Origin of the sequence: Saprospira sp. CCB-QB6 (assembly GCF_028464065.1) — a bacterium.
Lineage (GTDB): Bacteria > Bacteroidota > Bacteroidia > Chitinophagales > Saprospiraceae > Saprospira.
The window spans coordinates 525,542-549,554 of record NZ_CP116808.1 but is presented as its reverse complement, the minus strand read 5'-3'; the positions used below and the strand labels follow the sequence as shown (position 1 = coordinate 549,554).

General features: G+C 44.3%; 19 protein-coding genes. 8 read left to right on the top strand and 11 right to left on the bottom strand.

Annotated elements, in window-relative coordinates; translation table 11 throughout:
- Nucleotides 1-150 precede the first annotated feature (150 nt).
- The gene (locus PPO43_RS02025; RefSeq protein WP_272620123.1) at nucleotides 151-1,638 is read right to left on the bottom strand and encodes a DUF5106 domain-containing protein; all 1,488 of its coding nucleotides are present in this window, start codon (nucleotides 1,636-1,638) and stop codon (nucleotides 151-153) included.
- A gap of 651 nt (nucleotides 1,639-2,289) precedes the next feature.
- On the opposite strand from PPO43_RS02025, the gene mce reads away from it, so the two are divergent.
- From mce to PPO43_RS02005, 4 genes are read left to right on the top strand one after another with little or no spacing between them, the layout of a single operon-like run.
- Nucleotides 2,290-2,691 (top strand): methylmalonyl-CoA epimerase, encoded by a 402-nt coding sequence (gene mce / locus PPO43_RS02020; protein WP_014373539.1) that lies wholly within the window; start codon nucleotides 2,290-2,292, stop codon nucleotides 2,689-2,691.
- Nucleotides 2,691-3,449, top strand: a complete 759-nt coding sequence (locus tag PPO43_RS02015; RefSeq protein WP_272620122.1) for a sulfite exporter TauE/SafE family protein — start codon at nucleotides 2,691-2,693, stop codon at nucleotides 3,447-3,449. The genes mce and PPO43_RS02015 overlap by 1 nt, the downstream gene beginning before the upstream one ends.
- 14 nt (nucleotides 3,450-3,463) lie before the next feature.
- Complete coding sequence (locus tag PPO43_RS02010) at nucleotides 3,464-3,928, top strand: hypothetical protein (protein WP_272620121.1); 465 nt, start codon at nucleotides 3,464-3,466, stop codon at nucleotides 3,926-3,928.
- Nucleotides 3,903-4,490, top strand: coding sequence for a hypothetical protein (locus PPO43_RS02005; protein WP_272620120.1), 588 nt, complete (start codon nucleotides 3,903-3,905; stop codon nucleotides 4,488-4,490). The genes PPO43_RS02010 and PPO43_RS02005 overlap by 26 nt, the downstream gene beginning before the upstream one ends.
- A gap of 61 nt (nucleotides 4,491-4,551) precedes the next feature.
- Here the strand turns inward: PPO43_RS02005 and pckA are convergent, their stop codons facing one another.
- The 3 genes from pckA to map all read right to left on the bottom strand — a co-directional run bounded on the left by pckA (nucleotide 4,552) and on the right by map (nucleotide 8,740).
- On the bottom strand, nucleotides 4,552-6,165 hold the full coding sequence (gene pckA, locus PPO43_RS02000; RefSeq protein ID WP_272620119.1) for a phosphoenolpyruvate carboxykinase (ATP): 1,614 nt from the start codon (nucleotides 6,163-6,165) through the stop codon (nucleotides 4,552-4,554).
- Between the two features lie 155 nt (nucleotides 6,166-6,320).
- Nucleotides 6,321-7,547 (bottom strand): pyridoxal phosphate-dependent aminotransferase, encoded by a 1,227-nt coding sequence (locus PPO43_RS01995; RefSeq protein ID WP_272620118.1) that lies wholly within the window; start codon nucleotides 7,545-7,547, stop codon nucleotides 6,321-6,323.
- A 389-nt stretch (nucleotides 7,548-7,936) separates the two neighbouring features.
- Complete coding sequence (gene map, locus PPO43_RS01990) at nucleotides 7,937-8,740, bottom strand: type I methionyl aminopeptidase (protein WP_272620117.1); 804 nt, start codon at nucleotides 8,738-8,740, stop codon at nucleotides 7,937-7,939.
- A gap of 575 nt (nucleotides 8,741-9,315) precedes the next feature.
- Between map and PPO43_RS01985 the strand changes: the two genes are divergently transcribed.
- Nucleotides 9,316-9,888 (top strand): Crp/Fnr family transcriptional regulator, encoded by a 573-nt coding sequence (locus tag PPO43_RS01985; protein ID WP_272620116.1) that lies wholly within the window; start codon nucleotides 9,316-9,318, stop codon nucleotides 9,886-9,888.
- Between the two features lie 76 nt (nucleotides 9,889-9,964).
- Nucleotides 9,965-10,423 (top strand): DoxX family protein, encoded by a 459-nt coding sequence (locus PPO43_RS01980; RefSeq protein ID WP_272620115.1) that lies wholly within the window; start codon nucleotides 9,965-9,967, stop codon nucleotides 10,421-10,423.
- A gap of 1 nt (nucleotide 10,424) precedes the next feature.
- Here the strand turns inward: PPO43_RS01980 and PPO43_RS01975 are convergent, their stop codons facing one another.
- The 5 genes from PPO43_RS01975 to PPO43_RS01955 all read right to left on the bottom strand — a co-directional run bounded on the left by PPO43_RS01975 (nucleotide 10,425) and on the right by PPO43_RS01955 (nucleotide 16,414).
- Nucleotides 10,425-11,411, bottom strand: coding sequence for a TPM domain-containing protein (locus tag PPO43_RS01975; protein ID WP_272620114.1), 987 nt, complete (start codon nucleotides 11,409-11,411; stop codon nucleotides 10,425-10,427).
- A 1-nt stretch (nucleotide 11,412) separates the two neighbouring features.
- Nucleotides 11,413-13,395: an OmpA family protein gene (locus PPO43_RS01970; RefSeq protein WP_272620113.1), complete on the bottom strand. Its 1,983-nt coding sequence runs from the start codon at nucleotides 13,393-13,395 to the stop codon at nucleotides 11,413-11,415.
- Nucleotides 13,396-13,591: 196 nt separating this feature from the next.
- The gene (locus tag PPO43_RS01965; RefSeq protein WP_442985468.1) at nucleotides 13,592-14,521 is read right to left on the bottom strand and encodes a DUF58 domain-containing protein; all 930 of its coding nucleotides are present in this window, start codon (nucleotides 14,519-14,521) and stop codon (nucleotides 13,592-13,594) included.
- 237 nt (nucleotides 14,522-14,758) lie between these two features.
- Nucleotides 14,759-15,487: a DUF697 domain-containing protein gene (locus tag PPO43_RS01960; RefSeq protein ID WP_272620111.1), complete on the bottom strand. Its 729-nt coding sequence runs from the start codon at nucleotides 15,485-15,487 to the stop codon at nucleotides 14,759-14,761.
- A 288-nt stretch (nucleotides 15,488-15,775) separates the two neighbouring features.
- The gene (locus PPO43_RS01955) at nucleotides 15,776-16,414 is read right to left on the bottom strand and encodes a hypothetical protein (protein WP_272620110.1); all 639 of its coding nucleotides are present in this window, start codon (nucleotides 16,412-16,414) and stop codon (nucleotides 15,776-15,778) included.
- 327 nt (nucleotides 16,415-16,741) lie between these two features.
- Here PPO43_RS01955 and PPO43_RS01950 point away from each other — a divergent pair, with 327 nt between their 5' ends.
- Nucleotides 16,742-18,376 (top strand): T9SS type A sorting domain-containing protein, encoded by a 1,635-nt coding sequence (locus PPO43_RS01950; protein WP_272620109.1) that lies wholly within the window; start codon nucleotides 16,742-16,744, stop codon nucleotides 18,374-18,376.
- 246 nt (nucleotides 18,377-18,622) lie between these two features.
- On the opposite strand, the gene lpxK is transcribed toward PPO43_RS01950, so the two are convergent.
- Together lpxK and gyrA are read right to left on the bottom strand one after the other, a co-directional pair.
- Entirely contained in the window at nucleotides 18,623-19,687 is a 1,065-nt protein-coding gene (gene lpxK, locus PPO43_RS01945) for a tetraacyldisaccharide 4'-kinase (protein ID WP_272620108.1), read from the bottom strand.
- Between the two features lie 83 nt (nucleotides 19,688-19,770).
- Nucleotides 19,771-22,347, bottom strand: coding sequence for a DNA gyrase subunit A (gene gyrA / locus PPO43_RS01940; protein ID WP_272620107.1), 2,577 nt, complete (start codon nucleotides 22,345-22,347; stop codon nucleotides 19,771-19,773).
- Nucleotides 22,348-22,678: 331 nt separating this feature from the next.
- Here gyrA and PPO43_RS01935 point away from each other — a divergent pair, with 331 nt between their 5' ends.
- Entirely contained in the window at nucleotides 22,679-23,500 is an 822-nt protein-coding gene (locus PPO43_RS01935; protein WP_272620106.1) for an autotransporter protein, read from the top strand.
- Nucleotides 23,501-24,013: the final 513 nt, after the last annotated feature.

Here is a 24,013-nt window from a genome sequence, read left to right as displayed (position 1 = left end):
ATATTTTTTGTTGTTTTTAAAGTTAAAACTAAAAAATACTAATGTCAATAGACTGAGCAATAATTTTTTAGACAAAAAAAGCGGCAGAAAAATCGATCTGATTTTTCTGCCGCTTGCTAATTGAAAGCCGCTAATTGAAAGGGGAGAAAATTATCCTTTCTCTTTGGCGTCTTCTTCTGCTGCACGAGTCAAAATTTGATCAATTTGCTCGGGATCTAAGCGTTTGTACAAGATATTTTTTTCTTGGTCCAACAAATAGACAAAAGGATTCACTTTTACATTATAAAGTTTTTTGGTCAAGGCCAAAGGATAAGCTTTATCGCTGGTGTTGATCCAGTTCATGCCCAATTCTTTGATCTTTTTCTTACAAGCATCTACATCATCAATGTTTTTGCTGCAAATCCCATAAATTTCAAAGCCTTTGTCTTTCCATTTTTCATAAACGGGGACCAATTTCTTAGAGTTTTTGCTACAATTCCCACAGCTAGGATCCCAGAAATAAACGGCTACAAAACGCTTTTTCAAACCATAAAGGCTAACGGGCAAGCCCGTTTTAATATTTGTGAGTTTAATATCCTGCGCTTTTTCTCCACAAAGGCTATAACGCAAATCTTCTACATTCTCACAAATTTTCTCCAATTGCTCTTGATCTACCCACTCAGGTTTTTCAGCCCCACAATAATATTTGCTACCAATATGATAATAAACATTATCCATGCAAATTACTTTGCTATTGGCGTAGCGATTGAGCAAATGCGCAGCCGCAAATTGATACATATCTTTGTCGCCAGCTTTAATAATATTGCCCAAAATAAAATCAACAGAAGCATTTACAGAGTCAGGATCTTGCACTGTTAATTTATCACAGTAAAAATCTAGTTTTTGCTGAAATACAGGTGTGCGAATCAAACGCATATCACCAAAGTCAAAATCATCCCAATAATGTTTCTTGAAATAATAATAAGCTTGGGTGCGATCGCCTGCAATAGATTCGGGCACTTCGGGTTGACGAGAAGCCAAAATTAACTTGGTCGATAAGTAGTTGGGGCGCTCCTTAATCATTTTTTCCTGATAAGCCGTCACTTCGCCATTGAGCGTTTTCATTTTTTGTTCTAGCTCTTCTTTCTCCGCCTGTAATTTTGCCTTTTTTGGCCCTTGGCCCTGCATTTCATCCAACTCTTTTTGCAGTGCTTGCAAGCGAGTTTGCATATCTCTATTCTTTTCGGCCTGCTTAGACAAAAAATGTAGATAATCTACAAAGGCCGTATTATCCTCAGAGCCTTTAATCTTTAAGTTTTTAACCCAGTTTCCCCCCTCATCATTGGTTTCTATCGTCAATTTCTGCTCTTCATCAGAAGGGACCAAGAATTCAAAATAACTATTGGTCGGCTTGGTCAAAATCAAATACACCCCTTTTTCTAAAAGCGTATCTTTTTTAAACTCAAAATAACCCTGATCGTTGCGGCCAATGGCCGTATCTTTTACATAAGTTTTGTCTCCCAAACGATAACCCAAAATACAAGTATCGTTCTTATAATCTTTTAATTTTACTTTGATGTCATAGCCTTTTTGGGCCCAAACTCCTTGCGCAAAACAAAGCAAGGAAAAGGCGACTAAGCTGCGTGCAATCCAATTCATGTAAAGCATTTTTGTTATTGAGATAAATCTAAATACTGTCAACAAAACTAAGTTTTTTTAACTAAGTTTCTAGTTAATGGCTATTTAAAACCAAAAACGGCAATTTTGTTGGCAAAATCTGTTCAAAAGCTAGGCCAGCAAGAAAAAAACGAATTCTGCCGTTTTTTTGTCCATTTTAGGAGCATAATTTTTTGGGGGCCTCAGCTGCGCTGCGCTTGCTGCGCTACGTTCCGCAGCTCGCTCTTCGCTCGGCCCTGCGCAAAAAAACAAGTTTTTTTGCTGGGTCTGCGGCTACGCCGCACTGCTGCACATCGCTAGGCCAAAAGCGTTTTTTTGCGCTGAATTTATTTCTGGGGCTTTTTTTTCGCTTTGGCTAAACAAGAACGCCAAAATGGGCTTAAAGAGAGGTAGGGTTTTAAAAATATGGCCTAAGTTCTTAGCTTCGTTGCAAGGCTTAGGAAATTTGGTCCTTGGCCCGCAGGGCCAAAATGGCCTAGCGATGTGCAGCAGTGGCCCGCAGGGCCAGACCGAGCAAAAAATGCGCAGCATTTTTTGTGAAGGGCCGAGCGAGTAGCGAGCTGCGCAACGTAGCGCCGACGACCGAAGGGAGGCGGAGGCCAAAAAAATTATCATTTAAAAAAATGTATGAATATGAAACTAGAACACATTGGAATTGCCGTAAAAGACTTGGCGGCCAGCAACGAACTTTTTGCTAGCCTTTTGGGCCGAGCGCATTACAAAATTGAAGCCGTAGAGTCGGAAGGGGTGAGCACTAGCTTTTTTATGGCTGGCGAGAGCAAAATTGAGCTTTTGGAGGCCAGTCGAGCAGATAGCCCCATTGCCAAATTTATTGAGAAAAGAGGGGAGGGGATTCATCATTTGGCCTTTGAAGTAGAAGATATTGAGGCCGAAATGAAAAGATTGCAGGCTGAAGGTTATCGTTTGTTGAATGAAACGCCCAAACGCGGGGCCGATAACAAACTCATCTGTTTTTTGCATCCGAAGTCTAGCAATGGTGTTTTGGTAGAGCTTTGTCAAAGTATCAAAGACTAATGCCCGATGATATTTATTTATACCTTTTAGCGGCTTTTGGAAGTTTACTAGCGGGTTTTATCAATACTTTGGCGGGCAGTGGGTCCGTCATTACCTTATCCATTTTGATGTATGTGGTGGGGTTGCCGGCAAAAATTGCGAGTGCGACCATTCGCTTTAGCATTTTGGCCATGTTGGGTTTTACCTTGCCACATTATCAACGGGCGGGAAAAATTGATTGGAAACGAGACTGGTTAATGGTTGCGTCTACAGCAGTGGGCGGAATTTTTGGTATCTTTCTACTTATCTATGTCGATAATGCCGTCTTTAAAGACAGCATGAAGTATGTTTTTCTCGCTTTATTGTTTGTCGTTCTATTTGATAGTAAACGTTGGTTGAAAGAAACGGATCCTTCTGCGCTTTCGCCTTGGATTGTGGTGCCGCTTTTTTTTGTTGTGGGCCTTTATGGAGGTTTTATACAGATGGGCGTGGGCTTATTGTTCTTGGTGGTGACTGTTTTGGGGGCTGGCTATAATATTATTGATGCGGGCGGAATAAAATTGGCGGCAATTGCTAGTTATACCATTTTTGCGGTTTTGCTTTTTGCGTATAGTGGTTTGATTCGCTGGGATTTTGCCTTGGCCATGAGTGTAGGAGAAATTGCGGGTGGACAATTGGGCGCTCATTTTGCGGTTAAGCATCCCAAAGCGGGACTTTGGGCGCATCGGATGTTGGTCGTCTTGCTAATTTCCGTAGTCGTTCGCGCTTTCTTCTTTTAGCAAAGAATTTTCAAATGTTTGGAAAAAATAACTGGTCGGATCGTTTACAAAAGCGATTAACGGCTTATATCGATGAGCGTTTTGAGGAATACCGAGAGCGTTTGGCCGAAGATTTGGCGAGGGGAGTGGCTCAATTGGGCCAACTCCTCAGCCTTTTGGCTATTTTGTTATTGGTGGGATTATTCCTTAGTTTAACCCTAACTTTATTGTTAGCGGGCTTACTTTGGCCACTTTTGGGCGCTTGGGCTTTAGTCTTGGCTTTTGGCTTGATGGCAATAGGATTGAGTGCAGGAGGCTATTATCTTTGGAAAAATCGAACAAAATTAGTGCATAGCCCCATTTTTGAGCAAATTCATCAGGCCTTATTGGGCGAAAGCAAGGAGGCCAAGGACTTAGCAATAGAAGAAGAAATAGAGATAGAATTTCCCACTCCATTAAGCGAAAATAAGGAAGATGAGCAAGAGCGCAACGAACAATAATAGCCAGCCGCCAGCAGGGAGCCTACGCATTTATTCTTGGGCCCATTGGGCCATAAGCAGCGCCTTATTGATGGCTATTTTACTTTTTGTAGCTTATCTTCAACTCGAAGAAATTCTTTTCTTGAAAGGAGAGCTCTTGCAATTGAGTTTGCCTGCTTTTACGGGAATTTACCTGACCTTAGCCAACTGGAATTTTATTAAAAAATGGGCTTTGATCCTTTTGCCCATTTGGTTAGCCGTAGCTTTAGCTATTGGATTATTGGGAATTTTAGGCGCTACCCTTTTTCTCTCAGAAGTAGAACCTGGAGAGTATTGGTGGATTGATTTTTTGGTCCAAATTCTCCCCGCTTTATTATCGGGCCATTGGTTGTATAATGGCTATAGCCAGATGAGTAGAAGAGGAAGTTGGACCGTTTATCTCCTCTTACTTTTTTGGTGCGTTTTGGGGAGTCTGCTCTTTTTTAGCGATACGATCAACTTTTTTATTTTGCAAGCCATTTATTTGAGTGGTTTGGGAAGTATTCTACAACTGATTCATCGTTTGGGTTGGGACAAAACTTAAAACGGAACAAAAAAAAAGTGAGCTCATTTGAGCTCACTTTTTTTTGCAGTAAGAAAAGCGCTTAGAGGCTAACCGTTGCTTCTGGAGCAGCAGCTAGGATTTCTTCATTGGCTTGATCCTTAAATTTATCGAAATTATTGACAAACTTGTTCGCTAGATTTTGAGCCTTCACATCATAAGCTGCTTTATCGGCCCATGTATTACGAGGGTTCAAGATTTCGGCAGGAACGCCGGGGCAGCTTGTAGGCATAAAGAGACCAAAAACGGGCATTTCTTCATAGTCAACAGCTTCTAGTTGTCCTTCCAATACCGCCGTGATCATAGCACGAGTATATTTTAGGGCAATGCGGCTACCTACACCATAAGGACCAGCAGACCAGCCCGTGTTGACCAACCAAACATTAACATTGTGCTTGCGCATGCGCTCGCCCAACATTTCGGCATATTTGGTGGGGTGTAGGGGCAAGAAAGGTGCACCAAAACAAGCAGAGAAAGCACTTACGGGCTCGTCAATACCTGCTTCTGTACCTGCAACCTTAGCGGTGTAACCAGAAATAAAGTGATACATAGCTTGGCCAGGCGTCAATTTAGACAAAGGAGGCAAAACACCAAAGGCATCACAAGTCAAGAAGAAAATATTTTGTGGAATCCCACCTTTAGAAGGTTCTAAAGCATTATCAATATGATGAATGGGATAAGATACGCGAGTATTTTGAGTAATGCTGGTATCGGCAAAATCAGGGGTGCGAGTATTGGGCAAAAACTCCATATTTTCTAGAATAGCACCAAATTTAATGGCATTCCAGATTTGGGGTTCTTTTTCCTCACTCAAATCGATAGTTTTGGCATAACAGCCTCCCTCAAAATTGAAAACGCCTTCTTCTGACCAGCCGTGCTCATCGTCTCCGATAAGGTTGCGCTTAGGATCAGCAGAAAGCGTAGTTTTTCCTGTGCCAGAAAGGCCAAAGAAAACAGCAGTGTCGCCATCTTGGCCCACATTGGCCGAGCAGTGCATAGAAAGTACATTGCGCTCTTGGGGCAAAACATAATTGAGGACAGAGAAAATTCCTTTTTTAATCTCTCCAGTATAGCCTGTTCCTCCAATGATAATCGCCTTTTTGCTAAAGTTGATGATCGCAAAGTTCTCTTGGCGAGTACCGTCAACTTCTGGATTGGCCATAAAGCCAGGCGCACAGAGAATGGTCCATTCTGGATTTGCGTTTAGCAGTTCTTCTTCGCTAGGGCGCAAAAACATATTGTTGGCAAACATAGCCGACCAAGGCTTTTCTGCAATCAGACGCAAGCTTAGGCGGTAGTTTTCATCAGCACAAGCATAAGCATCGCGGATGAAGAGGTCTTTGTCTGCAAAGTATGCGGCAATTTTGTTGTAAAGCGCATCAAATTTTGCCGGCTCAAAAGGCATGTTGATGCTGTTCCAATCTACGGTGTTCTCCGTAAGTTCATCTTGTACTACAAAGCGATCTTTGGGCGATCGACCTGTAAATTTGCCCGTTTTAATTCTGATCGCTCCCGTATCTGCCAGAACGCCTTCTCCAAGTTGGATGGTATGCTCTACTAGTTCGGGAACAGGAAGGTTCCAGTAAGCAGTCGCAAAATTGCTTAGGCCATAATTGGCCAAGTCAGCCTTCGGGTTTTTAATTCCTACATGCTTCATTGCGTCGTTATTTTGATAGGTACAGCTGCACTTCTGTTTAATTAGTTTCTAGAAAAGCAGCTGAAGATGAAAGATTTAGAGGCAAAACCTCTGATTTTAAAATAAAAAAAACGCCTACTCATATTTTTTTTTGCAGTAGGCGTAGTTGTTCTATATTAACGATGATTCGCTAGTTGATTATTGTTAATCGTGCGGCCAGGATAAAGTTTTAAAGCTTCTTCTAGGCAATCTAAGGCCTTATTCAAATCCGCTTCATTCAATACATAGGCAATCCGCACTTCTTGTAAACCAAGGCCCAAGGTGGCATAAAAACCAGAACCAGGCGCCAACATGACCGTTTCCCCATCTAGCTGAAAAGATTCTAACAACCACTGGCAGAAATTGTCGGTATCATCCACAGGCAACTGAGCCAACAAATAAAAAGCACCATTGGGCGTGGGAGCAATTACCCCCTCCATAGCTCTTAAACGAGCCAAAACCAACTGGCGACGCTTGTCATACTCAATTCTTACCTGATCCAAATAATCCATATCGGCATCAATAAAGGCCTCTCCCATAATTTGACCCAAAGTAGAAGGACTCAAACGCGCCTGGGCAAATTTCATGGCCGTTTCCAATACCGCCTTGTTTCTAGTCACCATCAAACCAATTCTAGCCCCACAAGCACTATACCGCTTCGAAATAGAATCAATCATAATTGTGTGCTCCTCCAATCCCGGAATCGCCAAAACCGATAAATGCTTCCGACCATCATAACAGAAATCTCTGTACACTTCATCCGAAAACAAATATAGATCATATTTTTTTACCATCTCCCCCAAAGCCTCTAACTCGGCAGGGCTATACAAATAACCCGTGGGGTTGGCCGGATTGCAAATCAAAATCGCCTTGGTATGCGGCGTGATTAAGGCCTCAAAAGACTCGATCGGCGGCAAGGCAAAACCATCCTCAATACTAGAGGTTATCGGACGAATATTGATGCCCAAACTTTGCGCAAAACCATTGTAGTTAGCATAAAATGGCTCAGGCACAATGATCTCATCCCCCGCATCCAAACAAGCCATCATCGCAAACATCAAGGCCTCAGAACCTCCATTGGTCACAATAATGTCGTTATGCGTGAGCTGAATCCCATAACGTGTATAAAATTCGACCAACTTGAGCCGATAAGACTCCATACCCGCAGAATGACTATACTCCAAAACCTCTATATTGGCCTCCTTTACGGCATTCCAACCAATATCTGGCGTGACAATATCCGGTTGCCCAATATTCAAATGATAAACTTTTACCCCCCGGTTTTTGGCCCTTGTCGCAAAGGGAACCAATTTCCGTATTGGCGAGGCTGGCGTGTACTGACCTCTCTGTGAAATCGATGGCATAAGCGTAAAATTGTATTGTTGTTGTTGCTGTTGTTTTCTTTTTGGGGCCTCCGCAGCAAGCTGCGGCGCTACGTTTCGGGGCTCGCTATTCGCTCGGCCCTTCGCCAGCTTTGCTGGCTCGGTCTGGCCCTGCGGGCCACCCCTTCACATCGCTAGGCCTGCGGCGGCTGCGCCGCCTGCTATTCGCAAGAAATAGGACCACAAAAATATAAAAAGGCTTGGGCTTTTGAGTTCTCTCTCTGCTTTATTTAGCTCAAGCCCCCTCTTTTTTTGACCAAAAGCAGACAAATCTAGCCCAATCTCTTCTTTAATAACTACTTATGTAAAACGCTCCAACTTTTGCTAAAGTTGGAGCGCTTGCTCTTTGGCTATTGTTCTGCTAACAGATTCTAAAGCACTTTGTTGTGTTTTAATGCTGCTCTTTCTCCTAATACTTCTTCTACATAGTCAAATGTAGAGAGAATCTCAGGTTTGCCATCTACTACAGCTACATTATGCTCAAAATGCGCAGAAGGCTGCCCATCAATAGTAGAAATGGTCCATTTGTCTTCTAAGGTATGCACCTTATGGGTGCCCAGGTTAATCATCGGCTCAATGGCAATCACTAAACCCTCCTTGATCTTTTTGCCCTGCCCCTGACGGCCATAATTCGGAACCTGCGGATCTTCATGCATCTTTTTGCCCAATCCATGCCCCACCAATTCGCGAACAACACCATAGCCTCGCTCTTCAGCCAATGCCTGAATTGCATGCCCAATGTCTCCAATGCGCTTGCCTACTCGGGTTTGCTCAATACCTCTATACAAACACTCCAAAGTAGTATCCAACAAACGCTGACGCTCATCAGAAATATCTCCTACCGGAAAGGTATAGGCATGGTCTCCATAAAAACCATTCATCAACACACCACAGTCTACCGCAATGATGTCCCCATTCTCTAAGGGACGCTCGGTAGGTAAACCATGCACTACCTGCTCATTTACTGAGGTAAGTAGGGTGCTCGGACAACCATAAAGGCCCAAAAAACCAGGCTTTCCACCATTATCACGGATAAAAGCTTCTGCCAATTGGTCCAAATGCTTAGGCGTTACCCCAGGCTTGATCTCACTGGCCAACATCCCCAAGGTCTTTGAAACCAAAAGGGCACTTTTGCGAACCAGCTCTATCTGTTCTTTCGTCTTATAAATAATCATAGCGCGGATATATAAATTTGCTGGGGCAAAGGTACAAATTTTTCTAGCCAACCAAGCCCTCCGCTTAAATTATGTCGCCACCCCCTTAACTAGCTATCTAAATCATTCAACCACTTATGTTCTCGACCTAACCAGTTATGTTTTTTAGTAAGCCAGTTATGTTTCAGACATAACTTTTGCCCTTTTTGATTTTGTTACATTATTTTTGTTTTTAACAACTCCCTAACAATTGAGGATTGAAATCCTATTACTGCAGCCTAAAGGCCGCAGCCAATTTTTTGGGTTCAACCCACAGCAATAGGGGGGCTTTTTCTGTGATTCTCTTACTTCGCCAATAAAATTAGAGGCTGACTAAAGGGGATGGCGATGATTCTATAGCCTAGGGCCTTGGCCCTAGGGTCTATTCATATTAGCCTTGATGGCCGAAGGCCAAATCGGCCTAGCGATGTGCAGCAGTGGCCCGCAGGGCCAGACCGAGCCAGCTTTGCTGGCGAAGGGCCGAGCGAATAGCGAGCTGCGCAACGTAGCGCCCGCCGTAGGCGGGAGGCCCCAAAAAAAATTAAAAAACTTAGGATATGTGTGAAGAGCTACATCAGTTGTATCGAGAAAAATATGGGATATCGGAAGTGGATTGGGCGCTTTTTTCGGCCAAGTTGCTGCGGCAAAATTTTGATCGGAAGGCGTTGGTTTTGGCGGCGGGTAAAAGAGAGGATTATCTTTCTTATGTGGAAGCGGGTATTTTGCGTTTGTATTTGCCTTTAGGCGAAAAAGAATTGACCTTGGGCTTTGTGTTTGCGGGAGATTTTATTTCGGTCTATGATTCTTTTTTGGAGCAAAAGCCCAGTCTTTTTTCGGTAGAAGTAGTTCGGGCGGCTACGCTTTGGCGCATCAGTTATGCGGATTTGCAGTTGATTTATGCGCAAACGGAGATAGGGAATTTGATTGGGCGGAAAATGGCGGAAGAGTTGTTTTTGCTCAAGCAAAAGCGAGAAATTGCCTTGTTGACTAGGACGGCCGAGCAGCGGTATTTGGATTTATTTGAGCAGCGGCCAGAGTTGATTCGGCAGATTCCCTTGAAATATATTGCCTCTTATATTGGGGTGAGTCCGCAGGCATTGAGTCGAATTAGGAAGCGGATCAGCCTTTAGGGCGTTTTTCTTAACCGAGGTTCATTTTATTATTGGTCTTGGGCGCGTACTTTTGAGTCGAATCAAAATACGACTTATGAAACCGCTTATACTCTTAGTTTCTGTCTTTTTATTGCTGCTGTTTATTCAAAAGTTGAGAAAGCAGCCTTTGGCTTATTTTGTGGCTGGGCGCTGGGCGCTTTCGGCCATGTTTCTGTTTACGGCTGTGGCGCATTTTGTCTTTAGCGAGGGCATGGCCCTGATGTTACCTAGCTATATTCCCTATCCATTTTTCTGGGTATATCTGACGGGAATAATAGAAATTTTAGCAGCCATAGGCCTACAAATAAGGGCCGTTCAGCGACTGACGGCCCTATTGCTCATTATATTTTTGATCTTAATTTTGCCTGCCAATATTTATGCGGCCTTGCAAACTGTGAATTATCAAACGGCTAGTTTTGATGGGCCTGGATTATCCTATCTCTATTTTAGGATTCCCTTGCAGTTATTTTATATATTCTGTTGTTGGTTTTTTGGTTTTGCTAGCAAAAAGTAGTCTACCAGCCCCCAGAGGCGCCACCGCCCCCAAAACTGCCGCCCCCCCAAGAAGAAGAGGAACTGGAGGAGCTATAACTGGAGGAAGAGGAGCCCGAGTAGGAACTATAGCCGCTGCTGCTATAGCGGCCACTGCCACCGCCACCACCGCCCTTGAAGCTATCCTTGGTCATTTCGGCAAATTGTCCCCGAAAATAAATGGCCCAAAACAGCAGCAAAACTAGGTAAATGCCAAATTGAGTCCAGACTAAAGTGGGGGTATAAGAAAAGCTTTTGCTGGCAATCAGGTAAACGGGCAAAAAACAAAGCCCCACCACGATAAAAAGGTAGATAGGGGCGCCCAAAAGGGCCATGAAAAAGTTGATCCAAGGATAGGGGCGAATGGTAAGCCCCTCATAAAGGGCCGATAAAAAAACGACAATCAAAAAGCTGTATAAGACCCAATCAAAAGCCTGGTTTTCGGCAATGAAGGCTTGGGCAGAAAGGCTGCGATTGATGCTAATTTCATTGGGGAGTCCCTGCAATTGCAATTGGACCATTTGCAGGCCTTGCAAACAACCCTCGCCAAATTGTCCCTGTTTAAAAGCGGGCGTTAAAACTTGGTCGATGACTTCTTGGCAGTATAAATCGGGCAGGTGTTCCTCTAGACCATAGCCCACTTCAAAACGGACCTTTCGCTCTTCTTTGGCCAAAAGCAAAAGCAGGCCTTGGTTCGTTTGGGCATTGCCAATGCCCCATTTTTCGGCCAATTGTTGGCTGTAGTCTTCAATGCTCCAGCCGCCCATATTTTGGACCGTAATCAGGGCAATTTGTACCCCTGCTGTATCATTAAAGGCTTGGAGCTCTTGCTCTATTTCTGCGGCTGAAGCCGCATCAATCATCTCTGCAAAATCATTAACGGCTCTATAATTGGCGGGCCGAGTTGGAAAATTTTGGGCCTGCAAGCAAACGCTCAGGCCCAAAATAAAACTGATAAAAAGTAGTCTCATGCTAGTCTAAAATTACAAAGCTCGTTCGGCGATTTCGCTGATGCTCTTCCTCTGTACAACTATTGCAATCGCAGCTAGCGGCCGGGCTAGATTCTCCGTAGCCTTTGGCGGTCAGGCGATTTTCTGAAATCCCTGCTTGAATTAAGTATTGCATAGTTGATTCGGCCCGTTTTTGCGATAAACTTTGGTTGTAGCTATCGCGGCCGCGGCAGTCCGTATGCGAGCCCATTTCAATATTGAGTTCGGGGTTTTCATTGAGCAAACGCACCAATTTATTGAGTTCTTCAGCCGCATCTGGCCGAATATCCCATTTGTTGTAATCAAAATAGACATTTTCTAGCACAATCTCTTTTCCTTTTTCAAAGGGAGACAATTCAATCTGAATGGCCAAGGTCCATTGATTGGTATCGGCTGGAATATTCAAATTGAAGGTGGAAAGGGTATCTAGAGCAGTAAAATAACCCGCTTTGGTCGTCTGAAAAAAGTAGGTTTCATTCGTATCCAATTGACTAAAGAAACTCCCATCGACATCTGAGCCCATAATCCAAACGGTATCTTGAGTAGAAATCCGAATGCTAGCGCCCATCAAGGGATTTTCTTGGGCGGGCTCGCCATTGAGGCTATCTGCGGGAATAATTTCTTTGACCATACCCGCTAGCAAGAGCTGAAATTCTTTTTCTTCTAAGGTATCGCTTTCAATAGGCTCTTTAGGCAAGGCTTCCGTAAAGGCATAAATATCATCAGAACCTCGGCCAGTATTGCGGTTGGAACTAAAATAGCCCTTGCGAATAATGCTGTCTTCCTTCTCGGCATAAGGGTTTACGATAAGCCCAAAATCATCGGCTCCCGAATTGATTGGGGCTTTGAGATTTTGGGGATTCACCCAGCGGTCCAAAAGGCGAGGGGCCTTAAAAATATCCAAGCCGCCCATGCCAGCATGTCCATCCGAAGCAAAATAAAGGGTGTCGGCATCTAGGGCTGGAAAAACCTCATTGCCCTGCGTATTGATTTCGTTGCCCATATTTTGGGGCTCGGACCAGCGCTCTTCGCTGCTCACCCAAAGCGAAATATATAAATCATAGCCTCCAAAGCCTTTTTTGTCATTGGCGGCAAAAATGAGCCAGCGGCCTTCGGGATCAATGCAAGGGTGCATATAATTGACAAATTTTCCCCCTAGGCGAATTTCCTTGGCCTTAGACCAGCTGCTGCCCGCTTTTTCGGCCATCATCAGGCGGCAAAAGTCTACGCCTTCCTTTTTATCCGAGCCACATTCTGTAAAAAAAGCCCATTTTCCATCGGCAGAAAAAACGAGATTCCCCTGATGAAATTCTGGGTCCCAATTGCTCACCTCTAGACGTTTTAGGCTGTCTGTTTCTAGGTCCAAACTATAAAAGTCAAAAAACTTTTTGTTGGTCCATTTATAGCTTTTCTTGCCCTCAGATTCCTCTCGGTCGGAAGAAAAAACAAGGGTTTGTTTATCCTGTATAGCGGGCGAAAAATCGGTAGCCTCCGTATTAAAAGGCAAATTTTCAATGCTAAAAACGCTACTATCGGCTAGAGCGAGCCATTGTTTGGCTTGTCGGCAAGCCTGAATATGCTCTAAATAGCGGTTGGCATCGCCTGCATCGCGCCCTGCTGTTCGATAGGCCTGAATAGCCAAATCATAATCTTCGGCCTGTTGCAACATTTTGGCCTGAAAAAGGGCGGCATCGGTGGCATAGCGCAGTTGGCTGGCTTCGGCATACCAATTGGCGGCCTCTTTATATTGGTGGGTGCGGCGGTAAGATTCGGCCAATTCATAGGCCTTTTGGCCCTTGATTTTACTTTCTTTAGCCTTCTTAAATTCCTTTTGCAACATCGGAATCGCCACCGAAAATTGCTTGCGATCATAGGCGGTGCTACCGTCTTTTATCCGCTCGGTATAGGTACAAGCTTGCAGGCTCCAAAGGGCCAAAACAAGCAAGGGAAGCCAATATTTATACATAGATGATTATTTTTTAGGGTAAGATGACTGATCTTTTGGGGCTGCCCACTCGCTTCGCTCGGGTCGGGCTGTGTCAGGGCTCGCAGGTCTGCTCGGCCCTGCGGCACTTGCAGTGCCTTGGTCTGCGGCTTCGCCGCCCCCTTTTCCATCCCTCAGCCGCGGCGCTCCGCGCCTGTAGGGCGCAGAAAGACCAATTTTAGCGCATTTTGCTGCGCTTCACCAAATAGGGGAGAAGTACTTGTCTAAAGTCTTCTTGGATATCGGCCTCTACAAAGTCAATTTTATATTGTAAACACTTCAGTTTAAGCGATTCCTTATACTTTTTGACCTGTTGCTTATAAAAGTCTTTGAGTTGATTGGGCTGCAATTTGAGTTTTTCTCCTGTTTCAATATCAATAAACTGATAAGGGCGGTTCTCAAATTCAAAGTCCAATTCGTATCGCTTATCTACCACATGAAAAAGGATGACCTCATGCTTATTGTACTTTAAGTGTTGGAGGGCCGAAAATAGCTCTTCGCCATCGCCATCCTCAAACATATCGCTAAAGATGACCACCAAAGAGCGGCGATGAATGCGCTCGGCAATTTCATGTAAGGCTTGGGCGGCATTGGTCCCCTTTTGTCTACTTTTTTGGCTGAGGTACTGCTCGATATAAGAAAAGAGCAAATGCCTATGTTTACTACTCGATTTGCAGGGGGTGTGTAGTTCTACCTCTTCTCCAAAGACCGAAAGTCCGTAGGCATCCCTTTGTTTTTGGAGCAGATGGACCAAAGAACCCGCTGCTAAAGCAGAAAAAGCCAATTTATTCAGATGGGGCGTTTTGCTAGCTTTGGGCGCTTCTGGAAAGTACATCGAAGAAGAAATATCGAGTACAATTTGGCAGCGGAGGTTAGTTTCTTCTTCAAATTGTTTGGTATAGAGACGATCGGTGCGGGCATAGACTTTCCAGTCGATATTTTTGGTCGAGTCTCCTTGGTTATAGATGCGATGTTCGGCAAATTCTACAGAAAAGCCATGAAAAGGCGATTTGTGTAGGCCGATAATAAATCCCTCAACGACTTGTCTGGCTAAGAGGTCCAAATTTCCATGTTGTCGAAGGTCGTATTGTTCAAGAATAGAAGGCATAATTAAAATTTGATTGGTCCACAAACTAAGAAGTTTTGTGGATTAAGCGAAACGGGATAGCCAATAGAAAAAATAGCCTTGTCTTCACTTTTTGAAAACAAGGCACTATCAAACTATTCAAGAGATGGCGTTGATCTATCTTGTATGGATGGGCCATCGTTTAGTACAACGGCCCTCGAACTAAAAAGATAGTCGAGGGCCGTCACTTTTTGAGTACTTTAACAAACTTTATTTGGCTTAGGCCTTATAAAAGTTTTGGATGAGGCGGGCCTTCATTTCTCTAAACTCATTCTCATCGATTACGCCCATATCTTTAAGTTCGGCCAATTCTTTGAGTTTTTTGACAATGACCTCATTGCCGTCATTGGCTGGGGTTTCTTCTGTTTTGGGGGCTTCTTTTTTTGCTTCAACTTCCACCTCTACTTCTACGGTGCGGGCTTGGTCTTCTACAGAATCTGTAGCTTTGGCTTCTTCTGCTTTGGGGGTTTCTTCCTTAGCTTTTTCCTCTTTACGGATATCTTCGGCTACTTTTTTCCCTTTTTCGAACTGCTCGTTATAGTAGCGTTTGAAGCGGTCGCTATCAAAGTCCATAAGGTTCCCGCCGCTTTCAAAGTGTTGTTTAAACACTTGGCCAAGGGCATAAGTAGAGGCCGCCGACATAATAGACATCGAAGCGCCACCTAGGGCAGAGCCTACGCCTGGAATCAGTTTGATGAGGGCGTTGGCGCCTACTTTAGAGAGGCCTGAGCCCGTAATAGAGGTAATGAGGGCTTTGCCTTCAGTTTCTTTAAAATCTACTTCATAGATGTTGCTGATCGAGCGGATCATATCGAGTTGCACGGCGGCAACGGCTAGAAAGTCAGCAACGGGGAAGGGGATAAAACCGGCCCCCATAGACCACATAACGTGTGCACGAATAGTTCTTTCGGCTTTTTGAGCCCGGTCTTTACCATTGTTGTTCGACATTTTTTTGGCGAATTTGTATGCTTTATAAATTGAGTTGGGATCCATCATGTGTATTGATGATTTCAGCTATAAGATAGTTTAATCTAGGCGAAAAAAGGAAGAGAAGGTTATTTTGGTTCCTTTTTAAATTCTTTTTAAGAAGTTGGGTTTGGCCCTAGCGCAGGCGTAGCCCGCGCAAGGCCTAGCGATCTGCAGGGGTGGCCGCAGGCCAGACCGAAGCCTGCAGGGCTGAAGGGCCGAGCGAACAGCGAGCTGCCGAACGTAGCGCCTGCCGCAGGCAGGAGGCCCCTAAAAGCCATAATACAATCCTGCTCGGTAAGTTACTGGATTGACATAGGTGGTTCCGTTACGCAAATAATAGATGTCGAAGAGGAATTCGCTAAAAATGCCAAAGCCATTTTCAAAATTGCTGGTATAGCCAAAGCCGATATTGGCTCGGGGTTGAATGTCTTGGAAATATTTGGGGGAATTGGGTCCTCCGGTATAATTAGGGTTACTTTCTCGGATATAGAGCTGTTCTAGTTCGCCATGTAGGTAAAAGCTTTCCCAATATTGGGGGAGGGGGCGGATGCGGGCAAAGACCTTGGGGCCAATGAGGTGGAGGTTAACTTGGCTAGTCATTTCATACATATAGGTGTAGTTGATACCAAGGCCGAAATGAGCAAAAGTGCTTAAACGGTAGCCTATTTGGGGGCTAAAATCAATACGGAAAAGGGAGTTCCAGAGGTCTAAGCCGGCAGTGCTACCAATAAAAAAGCCTTTGAGAGGATTTGTTTTTTCTCGACTTAGGTCGCCAGGGCGGTTATTGCGCAAAGGTTTGCGTTCTTCTTCCATATCATAGGCTTCATCTTCAATTTGGGCAAAAGTAGAGAGGCTCAGGAGGGAGAAGAGGAGGAGGAAAAAGTAGCGGTAAGTCATTTTTATCATATTAAAATTGCTTTTCGAGGAACTTTTCAAGAAAGGGGCCAAAATAAGCCTAAAATTCTCCTTTAGGAGGGAATTGAGCGCAAAGGTAGTCAACTCATTTTTTTAATGGGGTTTGTTCTTCAAAAACGCAGGCTAGTGTATAAAAGTAAGGCGGTTTTGGTTCAGATAGCTTGTCAATAGTATTCTGGCTTTAAATAGAGGCCTTTATTTGGACAGATTACTGATACTTTTACTGTGATTTAGCGCACTATTTTTTTGGTTTTAAACTGTTTTTTTGTGACAGAGGCAGTCCGCCTCCTTAAAGAGAATGAACAAACCAAAAGAACGATGATGAAACAACTACTGCTTTATTTTTTTCTATTGCTCACTATTGGGCCGGGGCTGTTTGCCCAGCAAGCTGTCGATTTCCGTATGTGGATTGAGCCAGTAGATAGCTTTAGTCAGATTCCAGCTTTGCAATCTTATGTGATTGGCCACCATAATAATAAATGGTTGGTTATGGCGGGCCGAATAGATGGTTTGCATCAGCGGCAGCCCAATGCTTCCTTTAGTAGCAGCGAAGCGAACAATCAGATTTATGTGATTGATCCAGAACAAAAAACTTTTTATGCGGCTCCTCTAACGGCCTTGCCCACTTCTTATCAGGAGCAGTTGAGCTCGACCAACCTCAATTATATTCAAAAAGATAGTACGCTTTATATTTGTGGGGGCTATGGGTATAGCGCTACGGCTCAGGATCATGTGACTTATCCCTACTTGTTAAAGCTGGATATTTCGGCTTGTATGCAGGAAGTGATGCAAAGCCAGACGGTTTCTAGTCAGCATTTTATGCAGTTGCAGGATACGGCTTTTGCGATTACGGGGGGGCAATTGAATTATATCGATTCTACTTTTTATTTAGTTGGGGGACATTTCTTTGGGGGGCGTTATAATCCTCAAGGTCCTACACATGGCCCTGGTTTTACGCAATATTATAGTGATGCGATTCGCAGTTTTAGTTTGAGTGAACAAAATGGGCAATTGCAAATTAACAATTATCAGGAGCAAGTAGATAGTGCCAACCTTCATCGCCGAGATTATAATTTGGTGCCTCAGGTTTTTCCTAATGGAGAGGAGGGGTTTACGATTTTTACGGGCGTGTTTCAGCATCAGGTCGATTTACCTTGGTTGAATACCGTAGACATTGATGCGCAGGGGAATTATACTGTTCGTCCCGTTTTTGAGCAACTGCTCAATCAGTACCAAACGGCTCGTTTGCCGATTTACGAGGCGCATAATAATAGCATGCACACCTTCTTTTATGGGGGAATTGCCCAGTATTATTTTGATGCCAATGGTCAATTGATGAATGATCCCAATGTTCCTTTTGTAAAAACCATTAGTCAGGTCAGTCGTTTTGCTAATGATAGCATGCAGGAGTATGAGTTGGTCCAGAAAATGCCTGCTTTTTTGGGCGTTGGAGCCGAGTTCATTCCGCAACATTCCGCTTTTCGCCATAATGGCATCTTAGAGCTGGATCAATTGCCAATTGGGCCCAATTTAGTGGGCTATATTTATGGGGGGATTGAATCGGATTTTGACAATATTTTCTTTATCAATGACGGTAGTCAATCTCGACCATCTACCCAATTGTTTAAGGTTTATGTAGAGCGGGATTCTGCCTTGTATACTGCTGTAGAATTGGTCCAGGACGATTTAAATATAGGACTAAGGCTGGCCCCAAATCCTACTGTAGGCCAGTTGCAGCTCTCTTTCCAATTAGCTCAAACTGAAAATCTAAAATTTGCCATTTACAACAATAAGGGGCAATTGGTTTGGGAAGAAAAAGCCAGCCAATTTGCCGCAGGTCAACAGCAAAAAATAATTCAGTTGCCTGCTCATTGGCCTGCGGGCAGCTATTACCTAGAACTACAATTGAAGGCGGGGCAAAAAACGACATTGCCCTTTGTCTTTCAACCCTAATAGTTGATTCACTACTTGGATGCTCCTGCTGGCTACGGTTAGCGGGAGTTTTTTGTTTTGGGGCCTCCCGCCTACGGCGGGCGGTTACTCCCTTCGGTCGTCGAACTGCGGCCTAAAGGCCTTGTTGTCGTTCGGCAGCTCGCTGCTCGCTCGGCCCTGCGCAAAAAACAAGTTTTTGCTTGGTCTGCGGCTTTGCCGCACTGCCTACCATCGCTAGGCCAGGGAGTATTTTGCTCTCGGCCTTTTCTAAGTGGAGGGATAGCCTTTTTTTCTATAAATCACTTCAATAATGGCCCGCTGAAAAGCTGCGGCTTGCCCAAAGGCAATTTCAACTTCAATGGGGAGAACATAAATGGCTTGTTCTTTCGTCCAGGGGGCCAAGCGGATGCTATCTTTTTCGGTGGTCAGCAAAATAGCTTTTGGCCCTAGTTGTTTCAGCTTTTGCTGAATATTTGCCCAATCTTTTTGGGTATACAAGTGATGGTCGCCAAAAGCCATTAAGTTAACATTCAGGCCTTGCTGCTCCAGATAGTGGACCAAGGGGGCTGGTTTGGCAATTCCTGTCAATAACAAAATAGGCTGGCTTATCCAGTTAGAGGGTTCCTGCTTCTCTCTGGTCGAACCCAACAAATAGGCCTGCCCATAGCGGAAATAGGAAAAGAAGACCTTTTGATGGGGGAGGGGCTTAATTTTCTTCAAAAAGGCTTGGGCTGCCTCCTCACTCAAGTCGGCTGGGCATTTACTGACCACAATAATTTTGGCCCGCTTATAATTGAAGGCAAACTCTCGTAAACGGCCAGCAGGCAAGGGGGCATCCTTAAAAAAGGGCTGCTGATAAGTGGTCAATAATAAATAAGCATCGGCAATCAGGGGCCAGTGTTGCATAGCATCATCCAAAACGACCAATTCGGTAATTGGGGCTTTCTGTAGGATGGCTTGCATGCCTTCGGTTCGCTTTTCGGCAACGACAAAGGGAATTTGTGGAAACTTTTGATGAATCTGCAAGGGCTCATCGCCTACCTCTTCGGCTGTAGATTGCAAACTCAACCAGCGAAGTCCTTTGGTTTTTCGGCCATAACCTCGGCTCAAAACCGCCAAATGATGGTAGCTCCCCATTTGCTTTAAAATATATTCTACATGCGGACTTTTTCCCGTGCCGCCCATAGATAAGTTGCCTACTACCAAACTCGCCCGTTCAAACCGCCGACGTTCCCAAAACCCTTGGCGATAGCCCCATTTGATTAACTCAACAATGCTACCGTAAATCAAGCCCAAGGGCCAAAATAAATACTTAAAAATGCCGTAGCCCATTTTTACATTAAAGATAATGAATGCTAAAAAAAAAGCGAGCCTCTTGTAGAGACTCGCTGTATAATTTCTAGGTTAAAAAAGCCTTATTCTTCAGTAGGTGCAGTGGCTTCGTCGCTACTGGCTTCTCCATCCTCAAGAATCTCTTCATCTTCCTCCCGATCAGCATCCTTAATCAGGGCCACATCGGCAATGGCATCGCCATTTTTGAGGTTGATGAGCTTAACCCCTTGAGTAGAACGACCATTGATTGGCAACTGTTCCACCATAAAGCGAATCGTCAAGCCCGATTTGTTGATAATCATCAAATCATCGCGATCGGTCACGGCCTTAATGGCAATCAATTTACCCGTTTTCTCAGTCAATTGCATGGTCTTGATTCCTTTACCACCACGGCTTTGGAGACGGTACTCTTCTAGCTCCGTACATTTACCCAAACCATTTTCAGAGATATTGGCAATCTTTTTCTCCTCTTCGCCTTCTGCAAAGGTAATCATACCAATGAGCTCTTCGTCTTTGCCGAGGTTCATACCTTTTACCCCTGCGGCATTACGGCCCATAGAGCGCACATCTTCCTCTGAGAAGCGGATGGCTTTACCATTGCTGGCCGCCAACATGATTTCTGATTTACCATCAGTCAATTTGACTTCTAGCAACTCATCGCCTTCTTTGAAGGAAATCGCATTGATCCCTGCTGCACGAGGTCGAGAGTAAGCGCGCAAAGGCGTTTTTTTCACTAAACCTTTGCGGGTAGCAAAGGTCAAGAAGTGATTATCTAGGAATTCATCATCTGTGAGATCTTCAAGAACGATATAAGCTTTCACCTTATCATCTTCGGGTAATTCCACAAAGTTTTGAATAGCTCGGCCCTTAGTACTTTTGCTTCCTTCGGGAATCTCATACACTCGCTTCCAGTGACAACGTCCCTTTTGGGTAAAGAGCAATAGGTAGTCATGTGTATTAGACACAAACAAATGCTCCATAAAGTCTTTATCACGGGTAGCTGCAGCTTTAGACCCTCTACCACCACGGCTTTGCGTTTGGTATTCGCTACTTACCGTGCGCTTGATATAGCCCAAATGAGAAATAGTAACGACTACTTGCTCATTCTTAATCATATCCTCAATAGAAATCTCTCCAGCGGCATGCGTAATATCAGTCATGCGTTCATCTCCATATTGAGCAACTACTTCTTGTAGTTCTTCCTCAATAATGCCTTCTCGACGCTCTACTCTAGCCAAAATATCTTTAAGGTCCTCAATCTCGGCCATGATGCCTTTGAATTCCTCTTGCAAGCGGTCTCTTTCTAAGCCTGTAAGGCGCTGCAAACGCATATCCAAAATGGCCTTAGCTTGTTTCTCTGAGAGCTTGCCTCCTTCTAAGGGGAATTCTTTTAAGAAACTATCTAAAGCATCTCCTTTGGGCGAGAAGTCAAATTCCATTAAAGCTTGGCGAGCTTCCTCTCCATTTTTAGAGGCTCTAATAAGCGAAATGATCTCGTCTAAACGATCCAAAGCGGCCAATAGACCTATCAAGATATGGGCTCTGGCTTCATTCTTTTTGAGGTCAAACAAGCTACGTCGCTCAATGACTTGCATACGGAATTTTACAAATTCCACAATCAACTCTTTTAAGCTCAATAAACGAGGGCGACCATCCACTAAGCAGATGTTATTGACCCCAAAAAAGCTTTGTAGAGCAGAGTATTTATAGAGTTTGCTCAAGACTACCTGAGCATTGGCATCTTTGCGCAAGATAATTACAATGCGCATCCCTTTACGATCCGACTCATCACGAATGTCCGTAATGCCCTCAATCTTTTTGGTATTGACCATCTCGGCAATTTTCTGAATGAGGTTGGCCTTATTGACTTGATAGGGAATTTCACGAACAATAATCGCTGTGCGGCCATTCACTTCCTCTATTTCGGCTTTTCCACGCAAAGTGATGCGACCACGGCCTGTTTCAAAGGCCTGACGAACCCCCTGTGTACCATAAATAGTGCCTCCAGTAGGGAAATCTGGCCCTTTGATATACTGCATCAAGCCTTCTACATCAATTTCTTTATTGTGCAAATAGGCAATGATTCCCTCACAAACCTCCGTGAGGTTATGCGGCAACATATTAGTTGCCATACCTACAGCAATACCAGAGGCTCCATTCACCAACAAATTGGGAATGCGAGTAGGCAAAACAGTAGGCTCCTGCAAACTATCATCAAAGTTGTATTGATAATCAACGGTCTCTTTTTCAATATCCGCCAACATCTCCGCACTGATTTTGGCCAAACGAGCTTCCGTATAACGCATAGCCGCAGGACTATCGCCATCTACAGAACCAAAGTTTCCCTGACCATCAACCAAGGTATAACGCAAAGACCAATCTTGAGCCATACGCACCATGGTGTCATAAACAGAGCTATCACCATGAGGGTGGTATTTACCCAAAACCTCCCCGACAATACGGGCAGATTTCTTATGGGCTTTGTTATGGACCAATCCCAGTTCATGCATGCCATACAATACACGGCGATGAACCGGCTTGAGCCCATCGCGCACATCTGGCAGGGCTCTCGAAATAATTACAGACATAGAATAGTCGATATAAGCCGACTTCATCTCATCTGTAATGTTAATAGGGACAATTTTCTGTTCTGGATTCATAATATATAAAACGCTCTTTTGAGACTAATTCTTTTATTATTTTTGGGCCTCCGCCTCGCTCTGCTCGTCGGCGCTACGTTTCGCGGCTCGCTATTCGCTCGGCCCTTCGCAGGCTCCGCCTGCTCGGTCTGGCCTGCGGCCACCGCTGCGCAGCGCTGGGCCAAGGCGGCTCCGCCGCCTTCCTAAACCGATTTTGCCCCAAGGATTAAAGAGCCCACAAGATAGTATTTTTATGCTATTTTTTATAACTTATCTAAGGGTATTTCCCCTACTGAAAGTCCTTGTTTTACTAGCTTTTTACCGCATTTTTTTGGTACACAAATTTAAGCCAATGTTTAAGTGGATTCTCTGCCTTTTTATCTTCGCTTTTTGCTTGTATAGCAGGCCATTAGCTGCTCAATTTAAGCGTTTTCAAATTGGCCCTAAAAGTTATCGATTAAAACTTAAGGCCGAATATTCCCTTTCTAGTGGGGCTACTTGGGCGCTTGGTTCCTTTGCCCAACTAGAGGATCGAGCGGACCTTGCCCGTGGGGCAGGCTATGGCGCTTTTGTAGAGGGCCGAATCCAATTCCGATCTAGCCAACACCCTATCTGGATCCCCCAATTACAACTGGGCTATATGCAATTGGGCCAACAAACAGCAGCTTGGAAAGAGCAGTATAATCTATTTGAGGCAAAAGCGCAAGACTGGTCTAATCTTTACTTGATGCCTGGGTTGAGCTTTCAAGGCGGACATTGCTTGCAGTTTCAAATCCGGCTAAACGCAGGTGCTTTTGTCCTTTGGGGCTGGAACGCCCAAAGAGGAATACTCAACGCAAACGAACAATTAGATCGCTATAGCTGGAGCTTTTCGCCCGCAGTGGGCGGCGCCCTAGAATTAGGCGCTAGCCTCCAATATCGCCTAAATGAAAAATGGACCCTCTTTAGCGATTTTTCCTACTTCAGAGGCCGAGCAGGCCGCGAAGGTACCCGCCGCCACCAACTCTTCGCCTTAGATAGCCAACAAAACCCGCTAAGTCCGCCGCTCTTTGAGCTAGATGAACTCTTTTTGCAAAGAGTAGATTGGCTGAGCCTAAAATTAAGTCTAGGCCTGCGTTATCGAGCCTTTAAGTATTTACACAACCCCAACAAACGTTACTGGAATTATTACTAAAGAGCTAAATCAAGGGCCAACCTCTTTAAGAGGTTGGCCCTTGCTCTACTTGCTAGCGGGACTGTTTGAAATTTTGTGTCTGCCCTTTTCTGCGCCTAGGGGCTTCCCTAGGCGATGATGTTTGAAGTGTCATTAACGACTTCTGAACTATAGTCAACGATGTCTGGAGCATCATTAACGATGCTAAAAAGGTCATTCTTTAGTTCTTTGGATAAGTTCAGTTATCAATAACTTTAACAAAATCTTCACGAAAGCCAAAAAGGGCTTCAGTCCGCTAGTCTACAGCGGCCATAAAGCCTTTAGCCCAGAGACCTAAAAGAGCAAGAGAAAAGCTAGGTCGAGCTAGGAAAAAGTTAGCTCAGTAGACTAATTGATTAAGTTCCTTTACTTAATGCTTTAACTAGTTCATAACAGAAGATAAGTAGTTAGCCATAGCTTAGTCTGGGCTAAACCAATGATTTAGCGCTTGGAGTTGGGGGCAAAAAAAAAGGGGGCTGGGCCCGCTGGGTTCAA